Source organism: Streptomyces sp. NPDC048290, assembly GCF_040652095.1.
In the GTDB taxonomy this organism is placed as follows: domain Bacteria; phylum Actinomycetota; class Actinomycetes; order Streptomycetales; family Streptomycetaceae; genus Streptomyces.
In genome coordinates this window covers 9,765-35,177 of sequence record NZ_JBEZLM010000009.1, presented here as the reverse complement: position 1 = coordinate 35,177, position 25,413 = coordinate 9,765, and the positions used below count along the sequence as shown (strand labels likewise).

Genomic DNA, 25,413 nt, shown 5'->3' with positions numbered 1-25,413 from the left:
TGCGCGGTACGGGGATCAAGGACCCGGGACCGGACCCTCAGGTCCACGGTCCGACAGGTCTACACCAGAACAGCTGCGATCTTTTCGAGCGGGCTCCGGACGGGCAACCCCTGCCTACGTGACCTCGGTCACCAGCGATAAGGCGCGTACACGTCCATGCACGGGGTGTCGTCGGAGCCGTTGAGGGCGTCGGCGGTGTCGGGGAGGTCCCCCGCCTCTGGAGCGGTCCGCTTCGGATACGCCGTGCCCTCCCGCCAGTCGGCCCCCACGACCAGCGTGACCCCGGAGACATCGGTGGAGCGCTTGACCGAACTCAGCGGAATCCCCAGCGCCTTGGCGACCCGCTGCGCGTCCCCCTCCAACTCGGCGCTCGGGTACGTCACCTCCGTACGCTCCTGGGCCAGCGAACCGGACGCGTCGGCCGCCGCCCGCGCGAAGCCCTGCGCGGCCAGTTCCTCCGCGATGTGCCCGGCCCGGCCCGGGACGGCGGCCTCGGTGCCGGTCCGGGTGCCGTTGCGCACCTGCACACCGATCTCGGCGTCCGGCGCGGACGGCTCCTTGGCGGGCTTCTCGGCGGCCGTGCCCTTGCCGCCCTTCCCGCCCTTGTCCCCCTTGTCTCCCTTGCCGCCGTTGTCGTCGAACGGCACGTCGTCACGGAGCATCGCCCACATGGCGGCGGCGTCCTCGGCGGCCGGGACGACATGGTTCTCGTCCTGGGGGTCCTGGACGTTGGGCATGGTCGTCATGGTGATGCGGTTCGTCGGCACGGTCTTCAGCTGCATACCGAGGTCGTAGAGCTTGGTGACCGAGTCGATCTCCTCGGAGACCGTCAGCGCGTCCGTGGCGGCCTCGGCCAGCCGGGCGAGCCGGGGGCCGTCGGTGAACAGGCTCTGCTCCTTCAGCGTGCGGATCATGGAGTTGAGGTACATGTGCTGGGCGCGGGCACGGAGCAGATCGCTGCCCCAGGCGTGCCGGGTGCGCAGCCATTCCAGGGCCTGCTCGCCCTCCACCTTCTGCTTCCCGGCGGTCATCTTCAGCCCGGAGCCGCCGGGGACCCGGGGCAGCGGACGGTCCCACACGTTCTGCTTGACGCACACCTCGACGCCCCCGATGGCGTCCGCCATGCCGACGACCCCGGCGAAGTCGATCGTCATCCAGTGGTCGATATAGACACCGGTGAGGTTCTCCCAGGTGGCGAGTGTGCAACCGGCGCCGCCGCGGCCGAGGGACTCGTTGATGATGGTGTTGGTCGCCGGGAAGACCTCGCCGGTCTTCGGGTCCTTGCACTCGGGTATGTCGACCCGGGTGTCCCGGGGGATGGTGACCACGGCCGCGCTCTTCCGGTCCGCGGAGAGATGGACCAGCATCTGCACATCGCCGAGCGGCGGGTTGTCCCGGTTGTCCCGGCTGCCGCCGAGCGCCACATTGGCGTCGGAGGCCCGGCTGTCGGAACCGATCAGCAGGATGTTGAGCGGTGTCTGCCCGGCGGCGTTGGGCGCGGTGCGCTCGGCCTTGGAGTCACCGCTGCTGCGCTCGCCCGACTCCAGATTGCCGTTGAGGTGCTCGTAGTAGAGGTATCCGGCACCGGCGGTACCGAGGATGACGACCGCGAGCGTACTGGCCGACCAGCGCACCAGCCGCCGCCCGCCACCGGGACGCCGCCGCGAGCGGGCTCTCCGGGGCGTCAGCGGCATGGTGTCGTCCACGGCCCGCCGCTTGGCGCGCACACTGCTTCCGCTCAACTCTCCCCGTCCTTCCCCACCCCTGAGCCGTTCTGGCTACCAGTGAGACCGACGAGACCCCCGAGTGGTTGGCCACGCCCAAGCAAAATCCCCCCAGACTTAGGGGAAACCCTGTAGAGGGGCCCTGTATACGGGGGCTGGGGGGACGCCCTGCTTTTCAGGGGCGCTGGGGGTACCCCCTCTGGGGGAGGAACTGCGCGACCAGCCCCCACGCCCGCACGGCCCCACTCAGCTAGCGCACTGCTCCTGATCGGCCGTCGACTTCTCAACCTCCGGCGCCTTCGTAGGCGCAGTAAGCGGAGTCCCGGCCCCCTTGAAGTCCTTCCCAAGGATCAACGTCATCGCAGGCAACCCCTGAGAGTTCGCGACACTTTCCCCCGGCTTAAGCGCAGTCCCCGGCAACCCCATGATCGCCGCAAGCGCCCGAGCCTGGTCAGCCTGATCCGTCGCGTACTCCAGCGTCGTCTTCGCCTGCTCCTCCGCGTTCCCGTTCTGCTCGGACTTGGTGACCCCCTGCTCGGTCTGGAGCCAGGACAGCGTGGTCTGCGCCGACCCCGCCTCCGCCCCGCCGTTGAGAATCCGCACCCGCACCTCGGACGGATCGGCCTTGGGGCCTTCGAGCCGCTGCGCGGCCTCCTTCGCCGCCGCGCTCTTCTCCGCCGCCTCCTGCTTCTTCACCTCGGTGAAGGAGACATCGTTGATGACGGCGTCGAAGACCTCGGGCGCCTTGGTCTCGTCCACGACCACGGTCGCCTTGACCACCTCGGCCGGGTTGTCGATCACCGGCACGGTGGTGAAGGTGATGTTCTTCGGCGGCACCTTCTTCAGCTCCAGCGCCAGATCCTTGAGCGTGGGCACCTTGCCGATGCCGGTGTCCACGGTCAGCGCGTCGGTGGCCGCCTCGGCGAGGCTGAGCAGCTTGCTCGGACTGGTCAGGGTGTCGCTGGAGGACATCTTCCGCATCAGCGAACCCAGGAACTGCTGCTGCACCTTGATCCGGTCCAGGTCGCCCTTGTTGCCCCAGCTGTGCCGGGTCCGGACGAACGCGAGCGCCTGCTCGCCCTCGATGACGGACTTGCCCGCGGGCAGCTTCAGCTTGGAGTCGGGGTCGTCGACCGCCTCCTCCACACACACCTCGACGCCGTCCACCGCGCTGGTCAGCGTCTTGATCGCGTTGAAGTCGGCCATCATGAAGTGGTCCGGCTTGATGCCGGTGGTCGCCTGGACGGTCCGCATGGCGCAGCCCGCGTCCCGGCCCGACTGACCGAGGCTGGTGTTGAAGCGGACGCCGGTGCTGCCCGGGATCACCGTCTCGGTGCCGTCCTCCTGCTTGGTCGGACAGTCCGGGATGTCCACGATCAGATCGCGCGGGATGCTGAGCGCGGTGGCGTTCGTCCGGTCCTTGGCGACATGGAGCAGGATCGTGGTGTCGGCGTGTCCCTTGCTGCCGGTGTCGCCGTAGCCCTCGTTGCCCGCGCCGGTGCGTTTGTCCGTGCCGATGAGCAGGATGTTGAAGGCTTCGTCCTTGGAGAAGCTGGAGGAGCCCGCGTCACCGACGTCCGTGGTGTCGACGTTGCCTTCCAGGTGCTTCAGATACAGATAGCCGCCGACCCCGGCCGCGAGCAGCACGAACGCCATCGTGCCGCCGGTCCACACCAGTGCCTTCTTCGCCTTGGACTTCTTCGCCGGGCGCCGCCCGCGCCGCCCGGGAGGCGGCTCCTCGGGAGCGTTGCGGCGTCTGCGCGGACCGGGGACGTCCCGTCCCGGTGAGGTGCGCCCCGGGGCCGCCGGGGTCCTCGATGTCTCACGGGTGCCGGGTCCGGGCGGGCCCGCGGACCGGTTCGACGCCCGGCCCGTCGACTGGCCGGGCGCGGCGCCGGAGCGGCTGCCCCGGGTCTCCCGGTCGTCCGGCACGGTCGCTTTCCGGCTGCGTGGAGGTCTGCCCGTGCCACGCTGCCCGGGAACCGGTGACTGCGGTGCGGAAGGACTCAGTCGCAGTTCGTATTCACCGGTGTTCGGATTGAGCACCCACTGGTCTGCGGGATCGACATTGTCCGCCCGCCCACGGCCTTGCGCGTCCACGGTTGTCCGAATCCTCCGTCGGGGCCACGCGGCGCCTTCCCCCTCAAAGGCGCTCGGGTCTCGTACACACGGTGTGCGACACCACGTCGGTCGCGGGTCGGTCACACCGAAGCGCTCACACTATCCGCCCAGTTCGGCGAAGAGTGACGGCGGCCGGAAATTCCTTCTCCCTACAACTGGGCAATCCGGCCCATTTCTTTGAACACGCGTACGTTCCCTTGGCATCTGCTTTACCCCGGTGCCCGGTGAACCGTCAGGAGCAGCCGTCCCGGGCGGCCGTGTCACCCCGGAAAGTGGGCGCCGCGGAGGTCCCGCGCGACGGCTTCTTGTCTGCCTTGTCGGATTTCCCCGGTGCCACGGCGACGCCCGCGTCGCTGCGCAGACGTTCGAAGAGGGCATCGGCGGCGGGCTCCGCCAACTGATCGCGATTGACGTCGTCCACATACGACTCCCGCGGAACCGTAAGGAATTGCACACGTTCGGTGGGGATGTCACGCAGCCCGCGAACGAGAGCGTACAAACTCCGCAGACTGGCCAATCCCGGATCGGTCGTCAGGGACGAGGTGGCCGCGTCCAGCACCGGATAGAGCTTCGCCGGATTCAGCAGTACGCCATTGCCGCGGACCTTCTGCACCAGCGCCGCGAGGAACCGCTGCTGCCGCTCCACCCGGTCGGTGTCGCTGCCGTCGCCGAGCGACTTGCGGACCCGTACGTAACCGAGGGCCTGTTCCCCGTCGAGGGTCACCCGGCCCGCGGGCAGCCGGAGTTTGGCGTCCTCGTCGTGGATCGGCTCCGCGAGACAGATCTCGACGCCGTCCAGGGCGTCCACGATCTCCCGGAAGCCATGGAAGTCGACGACGAGATGGTGGTCGATCCTGATGTCCGTCAGCTTCTCCACGGTCCGGATCGAGCACGCCGAACCCCCGGTCTCGAAAGCCCGGTTGAACATCGTGAACTCCGGCGCGCTGCGCCCGCCCTCCCGGGTCAGGCAGCCGGGCACCTCGACCATCAGATCGCGGGGGATCGACACGGCCGTGGCGCTGTCCCGTCCGGCGGGCAGATGCAGCAGGATCGCGGTGTCCGACCGCTCGGTCCCGTCGTCCTTCCCGTAGCGCCGATTGTCCGCACCGGCCCGGGAGTCGGTGCCGAGCACCAGCAGGTTCTGGGCGCCCTTCACCAGCGCGGTCGGGCGGTCCTTCTCGTACCGGGCCAGTTCCCGGGCGGCGGCCTCGTCGGCGGTGATGTTCCCGTTGAGCTTCAGATAGACGGCCCATCCGGCGCCCGCCCCGATCAGCAGCAGCCCGGCACCGCCGAGGGCGCCCCGGCGCGCCCAGGTGCGGCGGCGCCGCCTGCTCGTGCCGGCCCCGGTGGCGGACGCCCCGCCCGGCGGGCCCGCGCCCTGTGACGCCCCGCTCCGTGGGTCCGCGCCCTCCGGCGCCCCCCTCCGCGGGTCCGCGTCCTGCGACGCCCCACCGCCCATCGAACACCCCCTCCGAGCGACTCGCTGCGCCTTCGACGATGCCGGGGGAGGGGAGCGGGGGCGAGTGGGGGCGCCTCGGCGGCGGCTGAACGGGTGAGCGGGGGAGGGGAGGCGGGGCAGAGGGGAGGGGCGGAGGGGCGGCGGGGAGGCGGGGAGGTGGGGTCAGACCCCTGTCGCCGTCGCGGTGACCGCCGTCACCGTGCTCCCAGCCGCTCTCCCCGGCTCTCCCCGGCCCACCTCGGCCCTCCCCGGCCTCAGCACCCTCCTCGCCCTCACCGCACGATCGCGGACACCCGCTCGCTCTCCACCCGCGCGGCCAGCGCCCCCTCGTCCAGCCGGTCCAGATTCCGGCACAGCACCACCGACCCCCCGCCCGCCAGCGCCGCGTACAGCCCCGCGCTCACCCCGTCCCAGGTGTCGTACGACAGCCCGGACAGCACCCGTGCCCCCGGCCCGCCGTCCCGCCCGGCCGCGTCCGCGCGGGCCCGCTCGACCACCTCCGCGCCGCTCAGCTCCGTCCCGGCGACCACCAGCGCGGGCTCCTCCGGGTCGACGGCCGCGTACGGCACGAACCGGTCGCCGAAGCTCGGTACGTCCACCGCGTAGTCCGCGTATCCCTCGGGGGGTCCGGGCACGAACCGCCGTCCCAGCGGCGCCAGCGACAGCGCGTACCGCTCGCCCCGGCAGGCGAGCCCCGCCTCGAACGCCCCCGGCCCGGCCACCACATGGTCCGCGCGGCCGGGGTCGCCGCCCAGTTCGGCGACCGTCCCCACGGACGCGCAGGCCAGCAGCCACACCGCCGTCTGCCAGTGCGCGGGCAGCAGCAGCGCCACCCGTTCGCCCGGTTCGGCGGACATCCCGTCCTGGAGCAGATTCGACGTCTTGGCCACCCAATTGGCGAAGGTGGCGACGGACAGTTCCACGCGCTCGCCCGTGGCGTCGTCGTAGAAGGTCACCAGCGGGCGGGCCGGGTCCGTGGCCAGCGCGGAACGCAGCAGGTCGGCAGGGGTGCGATCGGTGGAGTTCACCCGGGCAAGCGTACGCGCGCGGCGCCGTCCGCCCCGGAGGTCCGCGTCACCGGTTCGGCGCAGTGCCGTCCGACGCTCCCTCAGTTCCGCGATGGACAGATTTATATGACTATGTCCAGAGTGAGGGGCATGCGTGGATACCTTGCCTCCGCCATCGGCGTCACCTGTATGGCCTGTATGGCCGCCCTCGCCCTCCCGACGACCCTGCCCGAGGCCGCGGCGGCACCGCCCCGCCCGGCCGGGAACTCCACCGGCCCCGGAAGCGGGACCGGCGTCCCGGGCAGCACCGAGTCCCTCCCCCTGGGCCCGCTCTCCGAAAGCCGCGCCCTCGGCTCCACCCTCCAGGGCCTGCCCGTCCGGGACGTCCGGCACTTCTCCCTCCTCGGCGTCATCTGGGACGACCCCGACGCCGAACTCCACGGCCGGGTCCAGGTCCGTACCCGCTCCGCCCTCACCGGCGTCTGGACGGACTGGCAGGACCTGGAGACGCACAACGCCGAGCACGCCGCCGACCCCGACACCGACGAACGCTCCTCGCCCCGCGTCCGGGGCGCGACGGCCCCGCTGTGGGTGGGGGAGTCGGACGGCGTGGAGGTCCGGGTCCAGGCACAGGCCGAGGAGACCGCCGCGTCCGGCGGCGACGGCGCCCGGTCCGGCGGGGAGGCGATCCTCCCGGCGGGCCTGCGGATCGAACTGATCGACCCGGGCGTGGCCGACGCCGAGGCGCCGGCCGAGCCGTCGAACACGACCGGCGCCGCCGCCGCGCTGCCGGCCGAGCCGCTGGAGTTCCCGGCCCTCACCCGCGCCGAGACCGAACGTGAACTCGCCCGCGAATCGGGTACGACCGCGGCGGGCGCCCCGCAGACGAAGCCGTACATCGGCCCGCGCCCGAAGATCGTGACCCGTAAGGGCTGGGGCGCGGACGAGGGCCTGCGGGAGAAGAGGTTCGTGTACACGAAGAAGGTCAAGGCCGCCTTCGTCCACCACACCGCCACCGGCAACAACTACCAGTGCTCCGAGGCGTCCTCCGTCATTCGCGGTATCTACCGCTACCACGTGGGGAGCATGGGCTGGCGGGACATCGGCTACAACTTCCTCGTCGACAAGTGCGGAAACATCTACGAGGGCCGGGCCGGAGGCGTGGCCAAGCCGGTGCTCGGCGCCCACACCCTCGGTTTCAACACCGACAGCATGGGGATCGCCGTCATCGGCACCTACAGCTCCACCAAGCCGAGCGGCTCGGCGGTGACCGCCGTGGCCCGGCTCAGCGCGTGGAAACTCGGCATCTGGGGAGCCAATCCGAAGGGAACGACGTCTCTGAAGTCGGGTGGCGGCAATCTCTACGCAAAGGGTAAGAATGTGCGACTGAACGTGATCTCCGGTCACCGGGACGGCTTCGCCACGGACTGCCCCGGCGGACAGCTCTACGGCAGGCTCGGCACGGCCCGCGCCGACGCGGCCCGGTTCCAGGGCCGCTGACGAACGCCGACACCGCACGGCCGTAGCAGGCGCCGGACACCCCACTGCACACACTGACCGGCCGAACGACAGTTCGGCCGGTCCCGGCAGGAAGCAGAGACGACAGGTGACGGAAGCGATCCTTCTGGTCGGCGGCAAGGGCACCCGGCTGCGCCCGCTCACGGTGCACACGCCCAAGCCGATGGTCAGGGCGGCGGGCGTGCCGTTCCTCACGCATCAACTGGCGCGGGCCGGCGCGGCGGGCGTGGAACACATCGTGCTCGCCACGTCCTATCTCGCGGAGGTCTTCGAACCGTACTTCGGCGACGGCTCGGCGCTCGGCCTGCACATCGAGTACGTCACGGAGGACGAGCCGCTCGGCACGGGCGGCGCCCTGCGCAACGTGGCGTCCCGGCTGCACTCCGCGCCGGACGAACCGGTGCTGGTCTTCAACGGCGACATCCTGACCGGCCTGGACATCCGGGCGCTGGTGGACACCCACGAACGGGCGGGCGCGGACGTCTCCCTGCACCTCACCCAGGTCACCGACCCGCGCGCGTACGGCCTGGTCCCGACGGACGGGACGGGCCGGGTCACGGCGTTCCTGGAGAAGCCGCAGACCCCGGAGGAGATCGTCACCGACCAGATCAACGCGGGCGCGTACGTGTTCCGCCGCTCGGTCATCGACACGATCCCGGCGGGCCGCCCGGTGTCGGTGGAGCGTGAGACGTTCCCCGGGCTGCTGGCCGCCGGGGCGCACCTCCAGGGCATGGTCGACTCCACGTACTGGCTGGACCTGGGCACCCCGGCGGCGTTCGTGCGCGGTTCGGCGGACCTGGTGCTGGGCCGGGCCCCGTCCCCGGCGGTCCCGGGCCGCACCGGGGACCGGCTCATCCTGCCCACGGCCCGGGTCGCCCCCGACGCCAAGCTCACCGGCGGCACGGTCGTGGGCGAGGGCGCGCTGGTCGCCCAGGGCGCGCGGGTGGTGGGCAGCACGATCCTGCCGGGCGCGGTCATCGAGCCCGGCGCGGTCATCACGGACTCCCTCATCGGCACGGGCGCCCGCGTCGGCGAACGCTCCATACTCACCGGCACGGTCATCGGCGACGGCGCGTTCGTCGGCCCCGACAATGAACTCCAGTCGGGCGCGAGAGTCTGGTGCGACGCCCAAATCCCCAGAGCGTCCCTCCGCTTCTCATCGGACCAGTAGCCCCGCATCTCTTCGCACCTGTAGCCCCGCATCTCTTCGCACCTGTAGCCCCGCGCACTAATCACGAGGGGCGCGGGGAACTCCCTCAGGGGCGCTGGGGGTACCCCCTCTGGGGGAGGAACTGCGCAAAATCCCCAACGCCGCACACTGACAACGAGGGTCGAGGGCAGCCCACCCCCAGGGGCGCGGGGAACTGCGCGAATCCCTCAACGCCCCGCACTGATCACGAGGGGCGCCCGAAACACACCAAGGGGCGCTGGGGGTACCCCCTCTGGGGGAGGAACTGCGCGACCAGCCCAACTCAACCCGCACCCAACAGAAAAGCCGCACCCCCGACCCCCGCCCCCCAACCCCCTCACAACCCGGCAATATCCCCCACCGGCATACGAGGAGCCCGCCTCCCCGGCACCCTCCCACTCACCAAGATCAACCGAACCGCCCGATGCCGCTGCCCCCCATACGGCTCCAGCAACCGCAACATCTCCGCATCATCCGCATACCGATCCCCCGCCAACGCGAACCCCACGATCCCCGGCAGATGCAGATCCCCCACCGTCACCTCATCCGCCGCCCCATGACTCCGCTGCACAACTTCCGCGGACGTCCACACCCCCACCCCCGGCACCACCTCAAGCCGCCGCCGAGCCTCCCCCGCCCCCATCCCGACCCCCTCCTCAAGCCGCGCAGCAACCCGCACGGCCCGCAGAATCGTCGACGCCCGCTTGTCGTCCACCCCGGCCCGATGCCACTCCCACGACGGGATCAACCCCCACGTCCGAGCGTCCGGCATCACATACATCCCACCCGCCAGCCCAGGAACCTCCCCCCGCCCGGCAGGCCCAGGCGCCCGCTCCCCGAACCTCCGCACCAGCATCCGCCACGCCCGGTACGCCTCGACCGTCGTCACCTTCTGCTCCAGCACCGACGGGATCAGCGACTCCATCACCAGCCCGGTCCGCGTCAGCCGAAGCCCTGGCCGCAGATGCCGGGTGAGGGCCAGCAGCCGATGCCGGGGCCGGAACGCCGAGGGATCGTCCGCCGCCCCCATCAGCTCGGGCAACCGCTCCAGCAGCCAGTCACCCCCGGGCCCCCACGCCTCCCCCCGCACGGCCCCGTCCCGCAGGGACACCCGCAGGGTGCCCGGCCCGCCCGGCGTCCGGCAGGCCCGCCACGCCGACCCGTCCGGCAGCATCCGGAACGTGGGGTCGGCGGGCCCGCGCCGCAGCGGCCCGAGCACCAGCCCCAGATCCACCGCCCCCTCGGGCACCCACGTCCGCACCCGCCCGGCCACCGCCCCGGACACCCCGAGGGACCCCATGGGAAACCCCCCGCGCACCTGCGTACGCGGGCTCCGAGGAGCAAAACGTCCAGCCACCGGCAAACCCCTAAAAACCCTGAAATTCCCCTACGTACACCTCACCACAGGCACCCCACCTCACCGCACCTCGATGAACCCGTCGACGCCCCGCACCCCTCGCGCCACCGGCTCCCGCGCGGGATGCCCCACCGCGACCGCCCCCATCGGGTCCCACTCCTGCGGCAGCTCCAGGACCCGCCGCACCACGTCCCGGCAGAACATCGTGGACGACACCCACGCCGACCCCAGCCGCTCCCCGGCCAGCGCGACCAGCAGATTCTGCACACCGGCGCCGGTGGCGACGACGAACATCTCCCGCTCGGCCCCGTCCCGCCGCGCGTCCCCGTAGTGATGGGACCCGTCCATGACCAGACACGGCACCACCAGATAGGGCGCGTCGCGCAGCACGTCCCCGCGCCGCACCCGCCGTGCGATGGACTCCTCGCTCTTCCCGTCCCGGCGGAGGTCCGCGATCCACGCCTCACGCATCGCGTCCAGCAGCCGCACCCGCGACGCGGGCGACTCCAGCAGTACGAAGCGCCAGGGCGTGGTGTGGTGCGGCGCCGGTGCCGTGACCGCCGCGGCCACCGCCCGCCGTACCGCACCGGGGTCCACCGGCTCATCGGTGAACGCGCGGATCGTACGCCGCTGGGTCACCGCCTCCCGGACGGCCTCGGAGGTGCCGAGCCGGAACATGTCGTCCCGTGAGTCGCGCACCAGGGCGCGGGCCCCCGGGCCGTCGTCCGCGCCGACCACATGGGGCAGCCCCCGCACCACCGCCACCGGCAGCCCGGCCGCCTTGCCCTTGACCAGATCGCCCGCCGCGGCCAGTTCGTCGGCGGTGGCCACGATGGTCGCGACGAGCGGATTGCCGTACGCGTCCGTCCCGCCCCGCAGATCGTCCAGCACCCGGACCCCGGCGGCGCCGATCGCCACGTCCGTGAGCCCGGCGCGCCAGGGGCGGCCGAAGGTGTCGGTGACGATCACGCCGACCGTGACCCCGAGGGCGTCGCGCAGCCCGGCGCGGATCGCGCGCGCGGAGGCGTCCGGGTCCTCGGGCAGCAGCAGGACCGTCCCGGCGGGGGTGTTGGAGGCGTCGACCCCGGCGGCGGCCATCACCAGGCCCTGCCGGTTCTCCACGATCCGCAGCGTCCCGCGCCGGGCCACCACCCGTACCGTCTCGGCGTCGATCGCGGCCTCCCGGTCGGTGGCCCGTACGATCCGGCCCTCCGCCTTGGACACGATCTTCGAGGTGACCAGCAGCACGTCCCCGTCGGCCAGACCGGGCGCGGCGGCGGCGATCAGCTTGGCCAGGTCGTCCCCCTCGCGCACCTCGGGCAGTCCCGGCACCGCCCAGACCTGGAAGCCCTCCCGCGCGGTGGTGTCCTCGGCGCTCACCGGGCGCGCACCTCCTCGGCCAGCTCCAGCGCCTGGCCCGCCATCCGCGCGGCGGCGTCGACATCGGTCATCAGCAGCGGCACGGCCCGGCAGCGGATACCGGCCGCCTCGACCCGCCGCACGGTGCCCTCGTCCACCGTGTCCACCAGCCAGCCGTCCAGCAGGCCCGAGCCGTAGTGCTCGGCGACCGCCGCCGCCGTGGCCTCCACGCCCACCGCGGCGAGGACCTTGTCGGCCATCCCGCGCACGGGGGCGTCCCCGACGATGGGGGACAGGCCGATCACGGGGACCCCCGCCTCGGCGATGGCCTCGCGGATGCCGGGCACGGCGAGGATGGTGCCGATGGACACCACCGGGTTGGACGGCGGGAAGAGGACCACATCGGCCCCGGCGATGGCCTCCAGGACGCCCGGCGCGGGCTTGGCCTGCTCCGCGCCGACCGGCACGACCGCCTCGGCGGGCACCGACGCCCGCAGCCTGACCCAGTACTCCTGGAAGTGGATCGCCCGGCGCTCGCCGTCGATCTCGACGGCCACATGGGTCTCGATCCGGTCGTCGGACATCGGGATCAGCCGCACCCCCGGCTGCCACCGGTCGCACAGCGCCTCGGTGACCGCGCTGAGCGGATAGCCGGCGCCCAGCATCTGCGTCCGCACGATGTGCGTGGCGAAGTCGCGGTCGCCGAGCCCGAACCACTCCGGGCCCGCCCCGTACGCGCCCAGTTCCTCCTTGAGGTGGAAGGTCTCCTCGGCGCGCCCCCAGCCCTGCTCCTCGTTGATGCCGCCGCCGAGCGTGTACATCACCGTGTCGAGGTCCGGGCAGACCTTCAGCCCGAAAAGGTGGATGTCGTCGCCGGTGTTGCCGATGACGGTGATGTCCGCCTCCGGCACGGCCTGCTTCAGACCGCGCAGGAACCGGGCACCGCCGATGCCGCCTGCCAGAACCACAATGCGCATGGGGAAAGTGTTGCAGGCGGCACTGACAGCGCGCCGGGCGGTTACGGGACCCGGGCCAGGCCCGTGCAGCAGCGGGCGTGCTCGCGCACATGCATCGGCATCTCGGTCAGGCCCGGGTGGTAGACGTGCAGGCTCACCGCGGGGGCGAGGGTGTCGTTGACCACCTCGTGGGCGTAGCCCGGCGCGAACACCCGCTGCGCCCCGGCGGTCAGCGCGCGGGCCCGTCCGCGGGCGTGCTCGGTGAGCCCGCCGGACAGCACGGTCAGCACCCCGGAGGACGGCCCGTGGTCGTGCAGCCCGCTGCCCTGACCGGGCACCCAGGACAGCAGCCAGACCTCGTAGCCGGGCCCGGTGCGCAGCCGGTGGTACCAGCGGCTGGTGGCGTCGTAGCGCACCAGGTGCTCCCACGCGGAGCGGTCCGCGGCGATCGTCCGGGCGAGACCGGCGAACTCGGCGACGGTGGCCGGGTGCTCGCGCGGGGCCTGGAGCAGGTGGGGGACCTCAAGGATGTCGCCGGCGATCTGGAGGTCGCTGTCGCTGTTCATGGGGTGGGTGGTTCCTCGGCGTCAGTGCGGGGGGCTGGGTGTCACGGACCGTGCGCCCGGGTCGCGGGCGTGAGGTGTGCCCGGGTGCGGGCGGGGGGAGGGGCGGCCGGGGCGAGGTCGACCCGGGAGCAGCCGGAGCGCGTTGGGCTCAACAGCTGGGACAGCAACAACAGCCACGGCGAGCGAGGGCAGCACCGGGGGACCCGGCGGAGCGGGTCGAGGTGGGCGCCAAGTTCGCGAGCATGCCCATAAGGACAGCGGTTCACACCTGTGGTGTCAACCCGGCACCCGGGGCGCGGGACGGTTTCACCTCTTCCGGTCGATCTCGCTGCCGAAAGGTTTGTTCATGCGATGACCGGGAGACATGGCGCTCATCCGGGTGCGCGGTCCGGAGCGCGGTCCCGTGATCCGAATGTGATCAGGTTCGCTTCCGCGACCGGGCCGGAACGAGATCGAACCGAGGGACGTCCTTCCCCGTACAGATGTCCATACAGATGTCGCCACCGGTGTCCGTGCAGATGTCGGTACGGGTGTCGGTACAGGTGTCCGCTGCCTGTACGGGTGTCCGCGCGGAGGCCGGTGAGTTGTCGGCGTGGACACCACCGCGGAGGTCGGTGTGGACGTCTGTGGAGGTCCTGTGTGGGTCGTCGCCCCGCGGGGTCATCTCTGCGTGTCGAGGTTTATGGCGATTTGAACACTTTCCGCACGGCCTTGGTTCCGCAGAGTGAATAAGGGGCCCAATAGCAGATCTCGGCTTGACTCGCCCGGAGCAGCACACTTGTAATTTCACTCGTGTCGTTCAGCCGCGATCGGGCGCTGACGGCCGAAAAACGGGGACGCGAAAGCACAGACGAGGGGCGCACATGACCGAGCTGGTGCAGCAACTGCTGGTCGACGACGCGGACGAGGAACTCGGCTGGCAGGAGCGCGCGCTGTGCGCCCAGACCGACCCCGAGTCCTTCTTCCCCGAGAAGGGCGGCTCCACCCGCGAGGCCAAGAAGGTCTGTCTCGCGTGCGAGGTCCGCTCCGAATGCCTCGAATACGCCCTCGCCAACGACGAACGCTTCGGCATCTGGGGCGGCCTGTCCGAACGCGAACGCCGCCGCCTGAAGAAAGCCGCCGTCTGAGGGGACCCGCCGAGGACGCCGCCCCGCGCGGGCGCCGTCCCGCGAGGACACCCCGGAGGCACTCCCGGAAGCACCCCCAGCAGCGCGGCCGGGACGCCCCGGACGATCGAACACCGTACGAACGGCCCGTCGCGGGTGGGTTATCCACAGGCGGCGGGCCGTCGTCATGGTCAGCCGATAGTGTGGGCGCTCGTCCGAGACACCCCACCGCCCCCACCGGGCACGGGCCGTGTCCACCGCAGTCCACCGAACCGGGGCCCGTACCTCGATGTCCGCGCACAGCCACCCGGCGGCCCAGCACGACCCGGCCGCCACCGCAGTGTTTGACCCGGCCCGCCAGCCCGAGTACCCGCGCCATGTGGTGACCGCGGTACTCGTCTCGCACGACGGCGCCCGCTGGCTGCCCGACGCGCTCGCCGGGCTGCTCGGCCAGGAGCGCCCCGTGCAGTCCGTCATGGCCGCCGACACCGGCAGCGCCGACGACTCCGCGCAGCTGGTCACCCGGGCCCTCGGCGCCGACCGGGTGCTCCACCTCGCCCGGCGCACCGGCTTCGGCCAGGCCGTCGAGGAGGCCCACCGGACCGCCCCCGTCCTCACCCCCGAGGACCTGCCCTACCTCAAGCGGCCCAGCGGCTGGGACCCGGTCACCCGCACCTGGCGCGACGACGCCTACGACCTCCCGGAACTGCCCCACGGCGAGCCCGTCCAGTGGCTCTGGCTGCTGCACGACGACTGCGCCCCCGCCCCCGACGCCCTCGCCGAACTCCTCCGCGTCGTCGAGAACGAGCGCGAGCTGGGCCGCGACGACGTGGCCGTCGTCGGCCCCAAGCTCCGCGGCTGGTACGACCGCCGTCAGCTCCTCGAAGTCGGCGTCACCATCGCCCACTCCGGCCGCCGCTGGACCGGCCTGGACCGCCGCGAACAGGACCAGGGCCAGCACGACCACGTACGCCCCGTCCTCGCCGTCTCCACCGCGGGCATGCTGATCCGCCGCGACGTCTACGAACAGCTCGGCGGCTTCGACCGCCGACTGCCCCTCATGCGCGACGACATCGACCTGTGCTGGCGCGCCCACGCCGCCGGCCACCGCGTCCTGGTCGCCCCCGAGGCGGTCGTACGACACGCCGAGGCCGCCTCCCGGGAGCGCCGCAGCGTCGACTGCGTCGGCCGCACCGCCGCCTCCCCCCACAAGGTCGACAAGGCGGGCGCCGTCCATACGCTGCTCGCCAACGCGCCCACCGCGCTGCTGCCCTGGATCCTGCTCCGCCTGGTCGTCGGCACGGCCCTGCGCACGGTCGCCTACCTCGTCGGCAAGGTCCCCGGACAGGCCGTCGACGAGATCCGCGGTCTGCTGGGCACCCTGCTGCGCCCCGAGCGGATCATCGCCGCCCGCCGCGCGCGCGGCAGGTCCCAGATCGACAAGGCCGAGCTGCGCCCGCTCTTCCCGCCTCCCGGCGCCACCGTCCGGGCCACCGTCGAGCAGGTCGCGGGCGGCCTCCTGGGCGGCTCCGACGCCGAGACCGCGGGCGGCGCCGGACGCCACGGCGGCGCCGTCGAGTCCGGACCGGGCGGCGACGACGCCGACTTCCTGGAGATCGAGCAGTTCGCCCGCCTCAAGCGCGTCGCCCGCAACCCCGGGCCCATGCTCTTCCTGATCCTGCTGCTGGCCTCCCTGATCGCCTGCCGCCAGCTGCTCGGCACCGGCGCCCTCGCGGGCGGCGCCCTGCTGCCCGCCCCCGCCGACGCCGCCGACCTGTGGGCCCGCTACCTCGACGCCTGGCACCCGGTCGGCGCGGGCGGCACCTCCGCCGCCCCGCCCTACCTCGCCGCCGTCGCCGCGCTCGGCAGCCTGGCGTTCGGCTCCACCGGAGCGGCCGTCACCGTGCTGCTGGTCTGCTCGGTCCCGATCGCCGGAGTCACCGCCTACTTCGCCTCCCGCCCGCTGGTGATGTCCCGCCTGCTGCGCGCCTGGGCCGCCGTCGTCTACGCCTTCCTGCCCGCCGCCACCGGCGCCCTCGCCGGAGGCCGGATCGGCACCGCCGTCCTCGCCGCGCTGCTCCCGCTGCTCGCCCGCGCCGCCGTCGCCGCCTCCGGCCTCGCCGGTACCCGCGGCACCTGGCGCGCCACCTGGGCGTACGCCCTGCTGCTGACCGTCACCATGGCGTTCACGCCCATCGTGTGGCCCCTCGCGCTGGTCCTCGGCATCGCCCTGCTCGCTGTGCGCCGCACCGAACTCGCCGCATACGGACCCCGCTTCCTGGCCCAGCTCGGCACGCCCCTCCTGGTCCTCGCCCCCTGGTCGCTGACCCTGCTCCCGACCGGCTTCTTCACCGAGGCCGGACTCGACTACGGAGCCTCCGCCGCGAGCGCCGCCGACCTGCTGGGCGCCGCGCCCGGCGGCGCCGGGACGGTCGCCGGGCCGATGCTCATCGGCATCGTGCTCGCCGCCCTGGCCGCCCTGCTGCGCTCCGAGCGCCGCTCCGGCATCCTCGCCGCCTGGGCCGCCGCCCTGGTCGCCCTGCTCTTCGCGGTCCTGTCCAACGCCTCCGCCTGGGCCGGACCCGCCACCCTCGTCTACGGCCTCGCGCTGCTCGCCGCCGCCGTGCTCGGCGCCGACGGAGCCCGCTCCCGGGTCGCCGAGCAGAGCTTCGGCTGGCGCCAGCCCGTCGCCGTCCTGATCGCCTTCGCCTCCGCCGCGGGCCCCCTGCTGCTCGCCGCCGGATGGATGATCCGCGGCGCCGACGGCCCCCTGCAGCGCCGCGACCCCGTCCAGGTGCCCGCGTTCGTCGCCGAGGAGAGCGGCAGCACCGACCAGGCCCGCACCCTCGTCCTGGCCGGGGACAGCACCGCGCGGGTCCGCTACTCGCTGGTCCGCGGCTCGGGCGCCCGCCTCGGCGACGCCGAACTCGCCGCGGCGGACGGCGCGAACGCCCGCCTGGACAAGGTGGTCGCCAACCTGGTGGCCGGTTCCGGCGCCGACCAGAGCGACCAGCTCGGCGGCTTCGCCGTCCGCTACGTCCTGGTCCACCAGGGCGCCCCGCGCGAGGTCGCCCGCGTCCTGGACGCCACCCCGGGCCTCAGCCGGCTCAGCCAGCAGGACGACGGCAGCGCCCTGTGGCAGGTCGACCGGCAGGTGTCCCGCGCGGCGATCGTCCCCGACGGCGGCGGCGAGCCCCAGCCGGTCCCCGCCGGACCCGTCGAGATCCACACCGACGTCCCCTCCGGCGCCGACGGCCGCGTCCTGCGCCTCGCCGACACCGCGGCCGAGGGCTGGACCGCCACCCTGGACGGCAGCCCGCTGACCCGCACCACGGTCGACGGCTGGGCGCAGGGCTTCGAACTCCCCGCCGACGGCGGACGCCTGGACGTCACCTACGACGCCCCGGTCACCCACACCGCCTGGCTGTGGGCCCAGGGCGCCCTCGCCCTGGTCCTGGTGGTCCTCGCGCTGCCCGGCCGCCGCCGCGACATCGACGACGACCTGCCCGAGGAGCCCGTGATCCCGGCGCAGGCCACCACGGGCGAGGGCCGCCGCGCCCGCCGTATGCGCGACCGCGCGGAGGACGCTTCCCCCGCCGAGGACACCTCGGCCGCCGCCCCGGACCCGGCCCCCGTCACCGCCGCCGTCCCGCAGCAGCAGCCGTACGACGGCACCTGGGACCCGGCCCCCACCGGCGCCGAATACGCCTCCTATGGCGCCGACCCGTACCAGCAGGCCGCCCCCCAGCAGTACGGCTACGGCCAGGACTACCAGGCCGACCCGTACCAGAGCGGCCACCCCGTCCCGGCCGACCAGGCCACCCAGTACGACCCCTACGGCTACGGCGGACAGGACGGCTACGCGGGCCCGCCCCAGCAGCAGCCGTACGACCCGACCCAGTACCCCCAGGGCTACGACCCCTCGTACGACCCCGCGGCGCAGCATGACCCGCACGGCCGCCGCACCGACGGGAGCCAGCAGTGAAGCGCACCACCGTGTCCCTGATCGCCGGGGTGGCCGCGCTCGCCGCGCTCACCGGTTTCGCCTCCGTCTCGGCCCCCGACCCGAGTGGGCCGGACCCCGCAGGGTCGGCGGCCACGCTGCCCGTCGAGCGCACCAGCCTGGTCTGCCCGGCGCCCAGCACGTCCGACCTGGCCGAGACGGCGTACACGGCCTTCACCCCGGCCACCGAGGGCACCGGCGACGAGGGCACGGCGGAACTGCTCCCAGCCGCCGAGAAGTCCGCCGCCCCGGACGCCAAGCCCGGCAAACCGGTCCTCACCCCGAAGGAACCGGGCACACCTGTCACCGCCGAGGAGTCCGGCGCCGAGGCGCCCGCCCTGACCGGCACCGCCGAGGGGCGCCTCGCGCCGGGCTGGACCGTCCAGCAGACCACCGAGGTCACCGCGGGCACCGGCCGCGGCCTCCAGGGCCTCAGCTGTGTCACCCCCGACACCGACTTCTGGTTCCCGGGCGCGAGCACGGCGGGCGACCGCACCGACTACGTCCACCTCATCAACCCGGACGACTCCGCCGCCGTCGTCGACATCGAGCTGTACGGCAAGAACGGCGTCCTGGAGTCCGAGGTCGGCTCCGACATCGCGGTCAAGCCCCGCACCAGTGAGCCGATCCTGCTGTCCACGCTGACCGAGGCCGAGGAGACCGATCTGACGGTGCGGGTCAATGTGCGCAGCGGCCGGGTCGGCGCGGCCGTCCAGGCGCTGGACGACAAGCTGGGCGGGGACTGGCTGACGGCGTCCGCCGACCCCGCGGGCAGCCTGGTCCTGCCGGGCATCCCCGAGGACGCCGCCCAGGTGCGGCTGATCGCCTTCTCGCCGGGCGACACCGACGCCGACCTGAAGCTGCGGCTGGCCGGTCCGTCCGGTCTGATCACCCCGGTCGGCCATGAGACGCTGCACGTCAAGGCGGGGATGACCACCGCCGTGGACCTCGCGGACGTCACCAAGGGCGAACCGGGCTCCCTGGTGCTGACCCCGACGGGCGGTTCGGTGCCGGTCGTGGCGGCGGTCCAGGTGATCCGGGGCGAGGGCGGTGACCGGGAGAGCGCGTTCATCCCGGCCGCCCGCGCGGTGCAGGCCCGCGCGACGGCCGTCGCCAACACGGAGAAGGGCACGACGCTCTCCCTCACGGCCCCGACGACCACCACACAGGTCAAGGTCACGGCATCGGCCGGGACCCAGGGCGGCGAACCGGTGTCCAAGACCTACACGGTCAAGTCCGGCACCACCCAGAACGTCGAACTGCCCGTCCCCGACGGCCTGAAGGGCACCTACGCCCTCACCGTCGAGCCCACGTCCGGCGGCCCCCTCTACGCCGCGAGAACCCTCGAAGCCCCCCAGGACGACGTCCCCGCCTTCACCACGCAGGTCCTGCCCGACGACCGGGGCCGGGTGTCCGTCCCCGACGCGGAACAGGACCTGTCGGTGCTCCAGGAACAGGGGTAGCGCGGGAGCCGGTCACAGGGCGGGCTCCGGAGCCGGTCCCCCCGGGACGTACGGAGGACGTACCTGGGATGTCCTGGGACGTCCTGGGGAGGGACTCAGTCCTCCCCGTACCGGGGATCGACGGTCTCCGGCGTCAGCCCCAGCAGTTCCGCCACCTGCTCCACCACCACCTCGTGGACCAGCGCGGCCCGCTCGTCGCGCCCCTTGGTGCGGATCTCCACCGGCCGCCGGTAGATCACCACCCGCGCGGGGCGCCCGTCCCGCGCGGGGACGCTCCGCCCGAGCGGCACCGCCTCGTCGCTCCAGGGCCCGCCCCCGTCCAGTCGGGGCACCTCCAGCACCAGGAAGTCGATGTCGGCCAGCTGCGGCCAGCGCCGCTCCAGCCGCTCCACGGAGTCCTCCACGAGACCGGCGAAGGTGTCGGCGCGGCTGGCCGCCAGCGGCACCTGCGGCGGCGCGATCGGCCCGCGCATGCCCCGTCCATGACGGTCACGGCGGCGGGGCCAGGGGCCTGCGGCGGGCGGCGGTACGGGGTTGTCCATCACTGGTGAAGGGTAGTCCCCGCACCCCCGCTCCCGCCCGGCACTCATCCGCCGGAATCCGCCGATTCCGCCCCCGCTCCCACCCCCGCGCGCGCCCGCCCCCCGTCCCACCTGCGCCGCACGCCCCCACCCGGCCCGCGCGCCGCGCCCGGCCAGCCCGGTCAACGCCCACGACCGACCCGTACGGCATGTCGCCGGATGACCATTCCGGCCAAGGTTGGGCTCGATTCCGTATCTCTCCGAGACCGTCGGCCACGAGGCAAATGACGGGGTTTGTGCGCACCGCCGACCGGGCCGCCTCCGCCCGACCCCCACCCCGGCGCATGTCCGCGCAGGTCAGCGGGGTGTGACGGAAGGGGTCCGTGGGGCGTTTCCCCACACGACACGGTGGAGTGACCTGGGGGAGAGTCGTCGCGGCCCGCTCAAGAGTGCGGTACCGTCCAACGTCGTGAGCCCTGTACGTCGCTGTTCGCGCACCGCTTGCGGCCGTCCCGCCGTAGCGACGCTGACGTACGTCTACGCCGACTCGACCGCCGTCCTCGGCCCGCTCGCCACCTACGCCGAACCCCACTGCTACGACCTGTGCGCCGAGCACTCCGAGCGCCTGACCGCCCCGCGCGGCTGGGAGGTCGTCCGGCTGCTGGACGGCTCCGCCCCGGCCCGCCCGAGCGGCGACGACCTGGAGGCGCTGGCGAACGCGGTACGCGAGGCGGCCCGTCCGCAGGAGCGCGCCGCGCAGGCGGGCGGCGTGTCGCGCGGTGCGGACCCCATGGAGGTCGCCCGCCGCGGTCACCTGAGGGTCCTGCGCTCCCCGGACAACTGACCTGCGGGACACGCCCCTTGAGGGCCCGTCACCCGGGTCTGACCCACCGTCCGACACACGGCCCCCACGTTCTTCACGCTTCCCTCCGGCCCCCGGCCATTGACCCGGCGTTGTCGCGGACACGAGCATTCCGGTAGCCGGAAACAAGAACTCGCTTTCCACATCCCGGAACCGGGGTGGGGGGTCGGGAGGCGCGCGTGTACATCCAGGACCTGGAACCCGTCGCCGGATCACTCGGCCTGTCCGCCCTGATCGCCGCCCTGCCGCTGCTGCTCGTCCTCGTCCTGCTCGGCGCGGTCCGCATGAAGGCCCATCTCGCGGGCCTGACCGGCCTCCTGGCGGCCGTACTGGTCGCCTGGCTCGCCTACCGCATGCCGCTCGGCCAGACGCTCTCCAGCGCCGCCCAGGGAGCCGCCTTCGGGCTGTTCCCCATCCTGTGGATCGTCGTCAACGCCCTGTGGGTGTACCGGATGACGGTCCGCACCCGGCACTTCGACGTCCTGCGCCGCTCCTTCGGACGGCTCTCCGACGACCCGCGCATCCAGGCCCTGGTGGTCGCCTTCTGCTTCGGCGCCCTCCTGGAGGCGCTCGCCGGATTCGGGGCACCCGTCGCGATCTGCTCGGTGATGCTGGTGGCGCTCGGCTTCGACCCCGTCCGCGCGGCCGTCGTCGCCCTCGTCGCCAACACCGCCCCGGTCGCGTTCGGCGCCATGGGCACCCCCGTCGTCACCCTCGCCCAGGTCACCGAACTGCCCCTGGAGGACGTGGCACAGGTCGTCGGCCGCCAGACCCCGCTGCTCGCCCTCGTCGTCCCCCTGGTGCTGATCGGCCTCGTGGACGGCCGACGCGGACTGCGCGAGACCTGGCTGCCCGCCCTGGCGTGCGGAACCGCCTTCGCCGTGGCCCAGTTCGCCGCCGCCAACTACGTCTCCGCCCAACTCGCCGACATCGCCGCCGCCCTGGCGGGCGCGGGCGCCCTGGCCGCCGTACCCCGGGCGCGGCGGCCCGCCACCGAGACCGTCCGTACGGCCGTGCTGACCGGCGCGCGCAGCGCCGAGTTAGACGAACGGGACCCTCGCGCGGAGGTGATCCGCGCGTACGCGCCCTACGCGCTGATCGTGGCCGTCTTCTCGGTCGCGCAGATCCCGGCCGTCAAGGACCGGCTGGCCGGTGCGACCCGCACCTATGACTGGCCCTTCCTGGACGTCCTGGGGCCCGACGGCGAGCCCGTCGGCGCCAATGTCTTCACCTGGCCGATCGTGTCGACCGGCGGCACGCTGGTGCTGATCGCCGGCATGTGCGCCGCCTTCGTCATCGCGGTCCCCGCGCGGGTGGCCGTCCGTGAATGGCTGGCCACCGTACGGGAGTTGCGGTACGCGATCCTGACCGTCACCTCCGTGCTGGCGCTCGCCTTCGTGATGAACCTGTCCGGACAGGCCGGGACCATCGGCCAGTTCGTGGCGGCGGCGGGCGCCGGACTGGCGTTCCTGTCACCGGTGCTCGGCTGGTTCGGCGTCGCCGTCTCCGGCTCGGACACCTCCGCCAACGCCCTCTTCGGCGCCCTCCAGGTGACCGCCGCCCGCGAGTCCGGTCTCTCGCCCGAGCTGCTGGCCGCCGCGAACAGCTCCGGCGGGGTCCTCGGCAAGATGATCTCCCCGCAGAACCTCACCATCGCCTGCGCCGCCGTCGCCCTCGCGGGCCGCGAGGGCGACCTGCTGCGCAAGGTGCTGCCCTGGAGCCTCGGCCTGCTGCTGGTGATGTGCCTGATCGTGGTCGGCCAGAGCGGACCGGTGCTCGGTTGGATGCTGCCCTGAGCCGTGCACGGAGGGTGACCCCGGATAGGCCGGGGCGTGCGCGCGCGAGCCGTGGGGGGCAGGTAGCTTTGGGTGACCGAGTTGGACACCAGGAGGGCTGGCCGTGACTGCTGATCTGTCGCAGATCGTGAAGGCGTACGACGTACGCGGGGTGGTCCCGGACCAGTGGGACGAGGGACTCGCCGGACTGTTCGGCGCCGCGTTCGCCCAGGTGACCGGGGCCCACGCGATCGTGATCGGGCACGACATGCGGCCCTCCTCGCCCGGCCTGTCCGGCGCCTTCGCGCGCGGCGCGGCGGCCCGTGGCGTCGACGTCACCGAGATCGGCCTGTGCTCCACGGACCAGCTGTACTACGCGTCGGGCGCCCTCGACCTGCCCGGCGCCATGTTCACCGCCTCCCACAATCCGGCGCGGTACAACGGCATCAAGATGTGCCGCGCGGGAGCCGCCCCCGTCGGCCAGGACACGGGCCTCTCCGAGATCCGCGCCCTGGTGGAGAGCTGGCTCGACGGAGCCGCCCGGGAACCCGCCGCCGGAACACCGGGAACGATCACTCGGCGTGACACGTTGAAGGATTACGCGGCCCACCTCCGCTCCCTCGTCGACCTCACCTCCATCCGCCCCCTGAAGGTCGTCGTCGACGCGGGCAACGGCATGGGCGGACACACGGTCCCCACCGTCTTCGAGGGCCTGCCCCTGACCCTCGTACCGATGTACTTCGAGCTGGACGGCACCTTCCCCAACCACGAGGCCAACCCCCTGGACCCGGCCAACATCGTGGACCTCCAGGCGCGGGTCCGCGCCGAGGGCGCCGACCTGGGCATCGCCTTCGACGGCGACGCCGACCGCTGCTTCGTCGTCGACGAGAACGGCGACCCGGTCTCCCCGTCCGCGATCACCGCGCTCGTCGCCGCCCGCGAGCTGGCCAAGCACGGCGGCCAGGGCACGGTCATCCACAACCTCATCACGTCCTGGACCGTCCCCGAGGTCGTCAAGGAGAACGGCGGCACACCCGTCCGCACCCGCGTCGGCCACTCCTTCATCAAGGCCGAGATGGCCACGTCCGGCGCGATCTTCGGCGGCGAGCACTCCGCGCACTACTACTTCGCGGACTTCTGGAACGCCGACACCGGGATGCTGGCCGCGCTCCACGTCCTCGCTGCCCTCGGCGGCCAGGACGGCACACTGTCCGCGCTGGTCGCCCAGTACGACCGCTACGCCGGGTCCGGCGAGATCAACTCCACCGTCGACGACCAGCAGGGCCGCCTCGCCGCGATCCGCTCCGCGTACGAGGGGCAGGAGGGCGTCACCCTCGACGACCTCGACGGCCTCACGGTCTCCACGGCCGACTGGTGGTTCAACGTCCGCCCCTCCAACACGGAACCCCTCCTCCGCCTGAACGCGGAGGCCCGAGACGAGGCGACGATGACGCGAGTACGGGACGCTGCGCTGGCGATCATCAGGGGCTGACGGCGGGTCTGGCGACGCTGTTCCGGGTCCCGGGGCGGCCAGAGACCGCGCCGTCCCTCGGGGCGCCCCCGGACTCTTCGCGTCCGGGGTCCAGAGGCTGACGATCCGTCCATCCCGTCGGCACCGCCGCTTTCGCGAGGTGCCCTGTAGGACCCTCTGTGGTCCCGGGGTGCCCGGGGCTCGTCGCCTCTGGGGACGACCCGCGCCCCTTCGCGTTGCTGGGCAGGCGGCTGCGTGGGCTCCCACAGTCCGCTGCGCGCTGCCCCCCGCCACGGACCGGGTGGATCGCGGTGGAGTCTCGGGCGTGGGTGGTGTGTGGCTGGTCGCGCAGTTCCCCGCGCCCCTTGGGGGTGGCAGGGCCCGGCGATGTGCCCTGGCGCCGGATGGGGGGGCTCGGTACGGCGACTGGGACCGGAGTGGTGTGGCCCCGGCGTCAGCTGACAGGGGCTCGGCACAATGACCGGAAGCGGAGTGGTGTGCCCCAGCGTCAGCTGGCAGGGGCTCGGCACAAGGACTTGACTGTGCGCCTGGTCGGGTTCGGGGGGCGACGACCTTCCAAGCCCAACCTGCGGGCGGCAACGCGCCGATATCCCTGGCCGCGGGCCACACGCGGACAGGCGGTCGTCCAACCGGTTGTGAGACACGCCGCCGCCGCAACGATCGGCAGGACGGCGGGCCACGGCGGCGGGACGGGCGGGCAACATGCTGCTGCCGGGCTGCCGGGCTGCCGGGCTGCCGGGCTGCCGGGCTGCCGGGCTGCCGGGCTGCCGGGCTGCCGGGCTGCCGGGCTGCCGGGCTGCCGACCTGCCGGGCTGCCGACCTGTATGGTCCGCCGGGAGCCGGGAGCCGGGAGCCGGGAGCCGGGAGCCGGGAGCCGGGAGCCGGGAGCCGGGAGCCGGGAGCCGGGAGCCGGGAGCCGGGAGCCGGGAGCCGGG

The 25,413-nt window shown here is 73.1% G+C and carries 17 protein-coding genes; 8 read left to right on the top strand and 9 right to left on the bottom strand.

From position 1 onward, the window contains the following. Positions 1-128: 128 nt before the first annotated feature. The 4 genes from AB0D49_RS17155 to AB0D49_RS17140 all read right to left on the bottom strand — a co-directional run bounded on the left by AB0D49_RS17155 (position 129) and on the right by AB0D49_RS17140 (position 6,332). Complete coding sequence (locus tag AB0D49_RS17155) at positions 129-1,694, bottom strand: LCP family protein (protein WP_362758377.1); 1,566 nt, start codon at positions 1,692-1,694, stop codon at positions 129-131. Positions 1,695-1,970: 276 nt separating this feature from the next. After that, the gene (locus tag AB0D49_RS17150; RefSeq protein ID WP_362757823.1) at positions 1,971-3,824 is read right to left on the bottom strand and encodes an LCP family protein; all 1,854 of its coding nucleotides are present in this window, start codon (positions 3,822-3,824) and stop codon (positions 1,971-1,973) included. Positions 3,825-4,077: 253 nt separating this feature from the next. Beyond that, complete coding sequence (locus tag AB0D49_RS17145) at positions 4,078-5,304, bottom strand: LCP family protein (protein WP_362757820.1); 1,227 nt, start codon at positions 5,302-5,304, stop codon at positions 4,078-4,080. 272 nt (positions 5,305-5,576) lie between these two features. Then, positions 5,577-6,332, bottom strand: a complete 756-nt coding sequence (locus tag AB0D49_RS17140) for a TIGR03089 family protein (RefSeq protein ID WP_362757818.1) — start codon at positions 6,330-6,332, stop codon at positions 5,577-5,579. Between the two features lie 129 nt (positions 6,333-6,461). Between AB0D49_RS17140 and AB0D49_RS17135 the strand changes: the two genes are divergently transcribed. After that, on the top strand, positions 6,462-7,811 hold the full coding sequence (locus AB0D49_RS17135) for a peptidoglycan recognition protein (protein WP_362757816.1): 1,350 nt from the start codon (positions 6,462-6,464) through the stop codon (positions 7,809-7,811). Between the two features lie 106 nt (positions 7,812-7,917). Further along, positions 7,918-9,000, top strand: coding sequence for an NDP-sugar synthase (locus AB0D49_RS17130; RefSeq protein WP_362757814.1), 1,083 nt, complete (start codon positions 7,918-7,920; stop codon positions 8,998-9,000). 355 nt (positions 9,001-9,355) lie between these two features. On the opposite strand, the gene AB0D49_RS17125 is transcribed toward AB0D49_RS17130, so the two are convergent. The 4 genes from AB0D49_RS17125 to AB0D49_RS17110 are packed head-to-tail and all read right to left on the bottom strand — an operon-like array spanning position 9,356 to position 13,256. Continuing rightward, positions 9,356-10,375 carry a DNA-3-methyladenine glycosylase 2 family protein gene (locus AB0D49_RS17125; protein ID WP_362757812.1) on the bottom strand — a complete coding sequence of 340 codons (1,020 nt, stop codon included), beginning with the start codon at positions 10,373-10,375 and terminating at the stop codon, positions 9,356-9,358. A gap of 60 nt (positions 10,376-10,435) precedes the next feature. After that, positions 10,436-11,755, bottom strand: a complete 1,320-nt coding sequence (locus AB0D49_RS17120; RefSeq protein ID WP_362757810.1) for a coenzyme F420-0:L-glutamate ligase — start codon at positions 11,753-11,755, stop codon at positions 10,436-10,438. Continuing rightward, on the bottom strand, positions 11,752-12,711 hold the full coding sequence (gene cofD, locus AB0D49_RS17115; protein ID WP_362757808.1) for a 2-phospho-L-lactate transferase: 960 nt from the start codon (positions 12,709-12,711) through the stop codon (positions 11,752-11,754). The genes AB0D49_RS17120 and cofD overlap by 4 nt, the downstream gene beginning before the upstream one ends. 41 nt (positions 12,712-12,752) lie before the next feature. Beyond that, positions 12,753-13,256, bottom strand: coding sequence for a cysteine dioxygenase family protein (locus tag AB0D49_RS17110; RefSeq protein ID WP_362757806.1), 504 nt, complete (start codon positions 13,254-13,256; stop codon positions 12,753-12,755). Between the two features lie 863 nt (positions 13,257-14,119). On the opposite strand from AB0D49_RS17110, the gene AB0D49_RS17105 reads away from it, so the two are divergent. The 3 genes from AB0D49_RS17105 (at position 14,120) to AB0D49_RS17095 (ending at position 19,828) form a co-directional block, all read left to right on the top strand. Then, a complete protein-coding gene (locus AB0D49_RS17105) occupies positions 14,120-14,383 on the top strand; it encodes a WhiB family transcriptional regulator (RefSeq protein ID WP_003975777.1) in 264 nt (87 codons plus the stop codon). A 268-nt stretch (positions 14,384-14,651) separates the two neighbouring features. Continuing rightward, the gene (locus tag AB0D49_RS17100; RefSeq protein ID WP_362757804.1) at positions 14,652-18,347 is read left to right on the top strand and encodes a glycosyltransferase; all 3,696 of its coding nucleotides are present in this window, start codon (positions 14,652-14,654) and stop codon (positions 18,345-18,347) included. Further along, the gene (locus tag AB0D49_RS17095) at positions 18,344-19,828 is read left to right on the top strand and encodes a DUF5719 family protein (RefSeq protein WP_362757802.1); all 1,485 of its coding nucleotides are present in this window, start codon (positions 18,344-18,346) and stop codon (positions 19,826-19,828) included. The genes AB0D49_RS17100 and AB0D49_RS17095 overlap by 4 nt, the downstream gene beginning before the upstream one ends. 95 nt (positions 19,829-19,923) lie before the next feature. On the opposite strand, the gene AB0D49_RS17090 is transcribed toward AB0D49_RS17095, so the two are convergent. Then, positions 19,924-20,370 carry a metallopeptidase family protein gene (locus tag AB0D49_RS17090; protein ID WP_362758375.1) on the bottom strand — a complete coding sequence of 149 codons (447 nt, stop codon included), beginning with the start codon at positions 20,368-20,370 and terminating at the stop codon, positions 19,924-19,926. 448 nt (positions 20,371-20,818) lie between these two features. Here AB0D49_RS17090 and AB0D49_RS17085 point away from each other — a divergent pair, with 448 nt between their 5' ends. From AB0D49_RS17085 to AB0D49_RS17075, 3 genes are all read left to right on the top strand, one after another. Continuing rightward, positions 20,819-21,193, top strand: a complete 375-nt coding sequence (locus tag AB0D49_RS17085; RefSeq protein WP_362757800.1) for a DUF3499 domain-containing protein — start codon at positions 20,819-20,821, stop codon at positions 21,191-21,193. A 197-nt stretch (positions 21,194-21,390) separates the two neighbouring features. Next, positions 21,391-23,007, top strand: coding sequence for an L-lactate permease (locus tag AB0D49_RS17080; RefSeq protein WP_362757798.1), 1,617 nt, complete (start codon positions 21,391-21,393; stop codon positions 23,005-23,007). A 103-nt stretch (positions 23,008-23,110) separates the two neighbouring features. After that, a complete protein-coding gene (locus tag AB0D49_RS17075) occupies positions 23,111-24,478 on the top strand; it encodes a phosphomannomutase/phosphoglucomutase (protein ID WP_362757796.1) in 1,368 nt (455 codons plus the stop codon). The last annotated feature ends 935 nt before the right edge of the window (positions 24,479-25,413 follow it).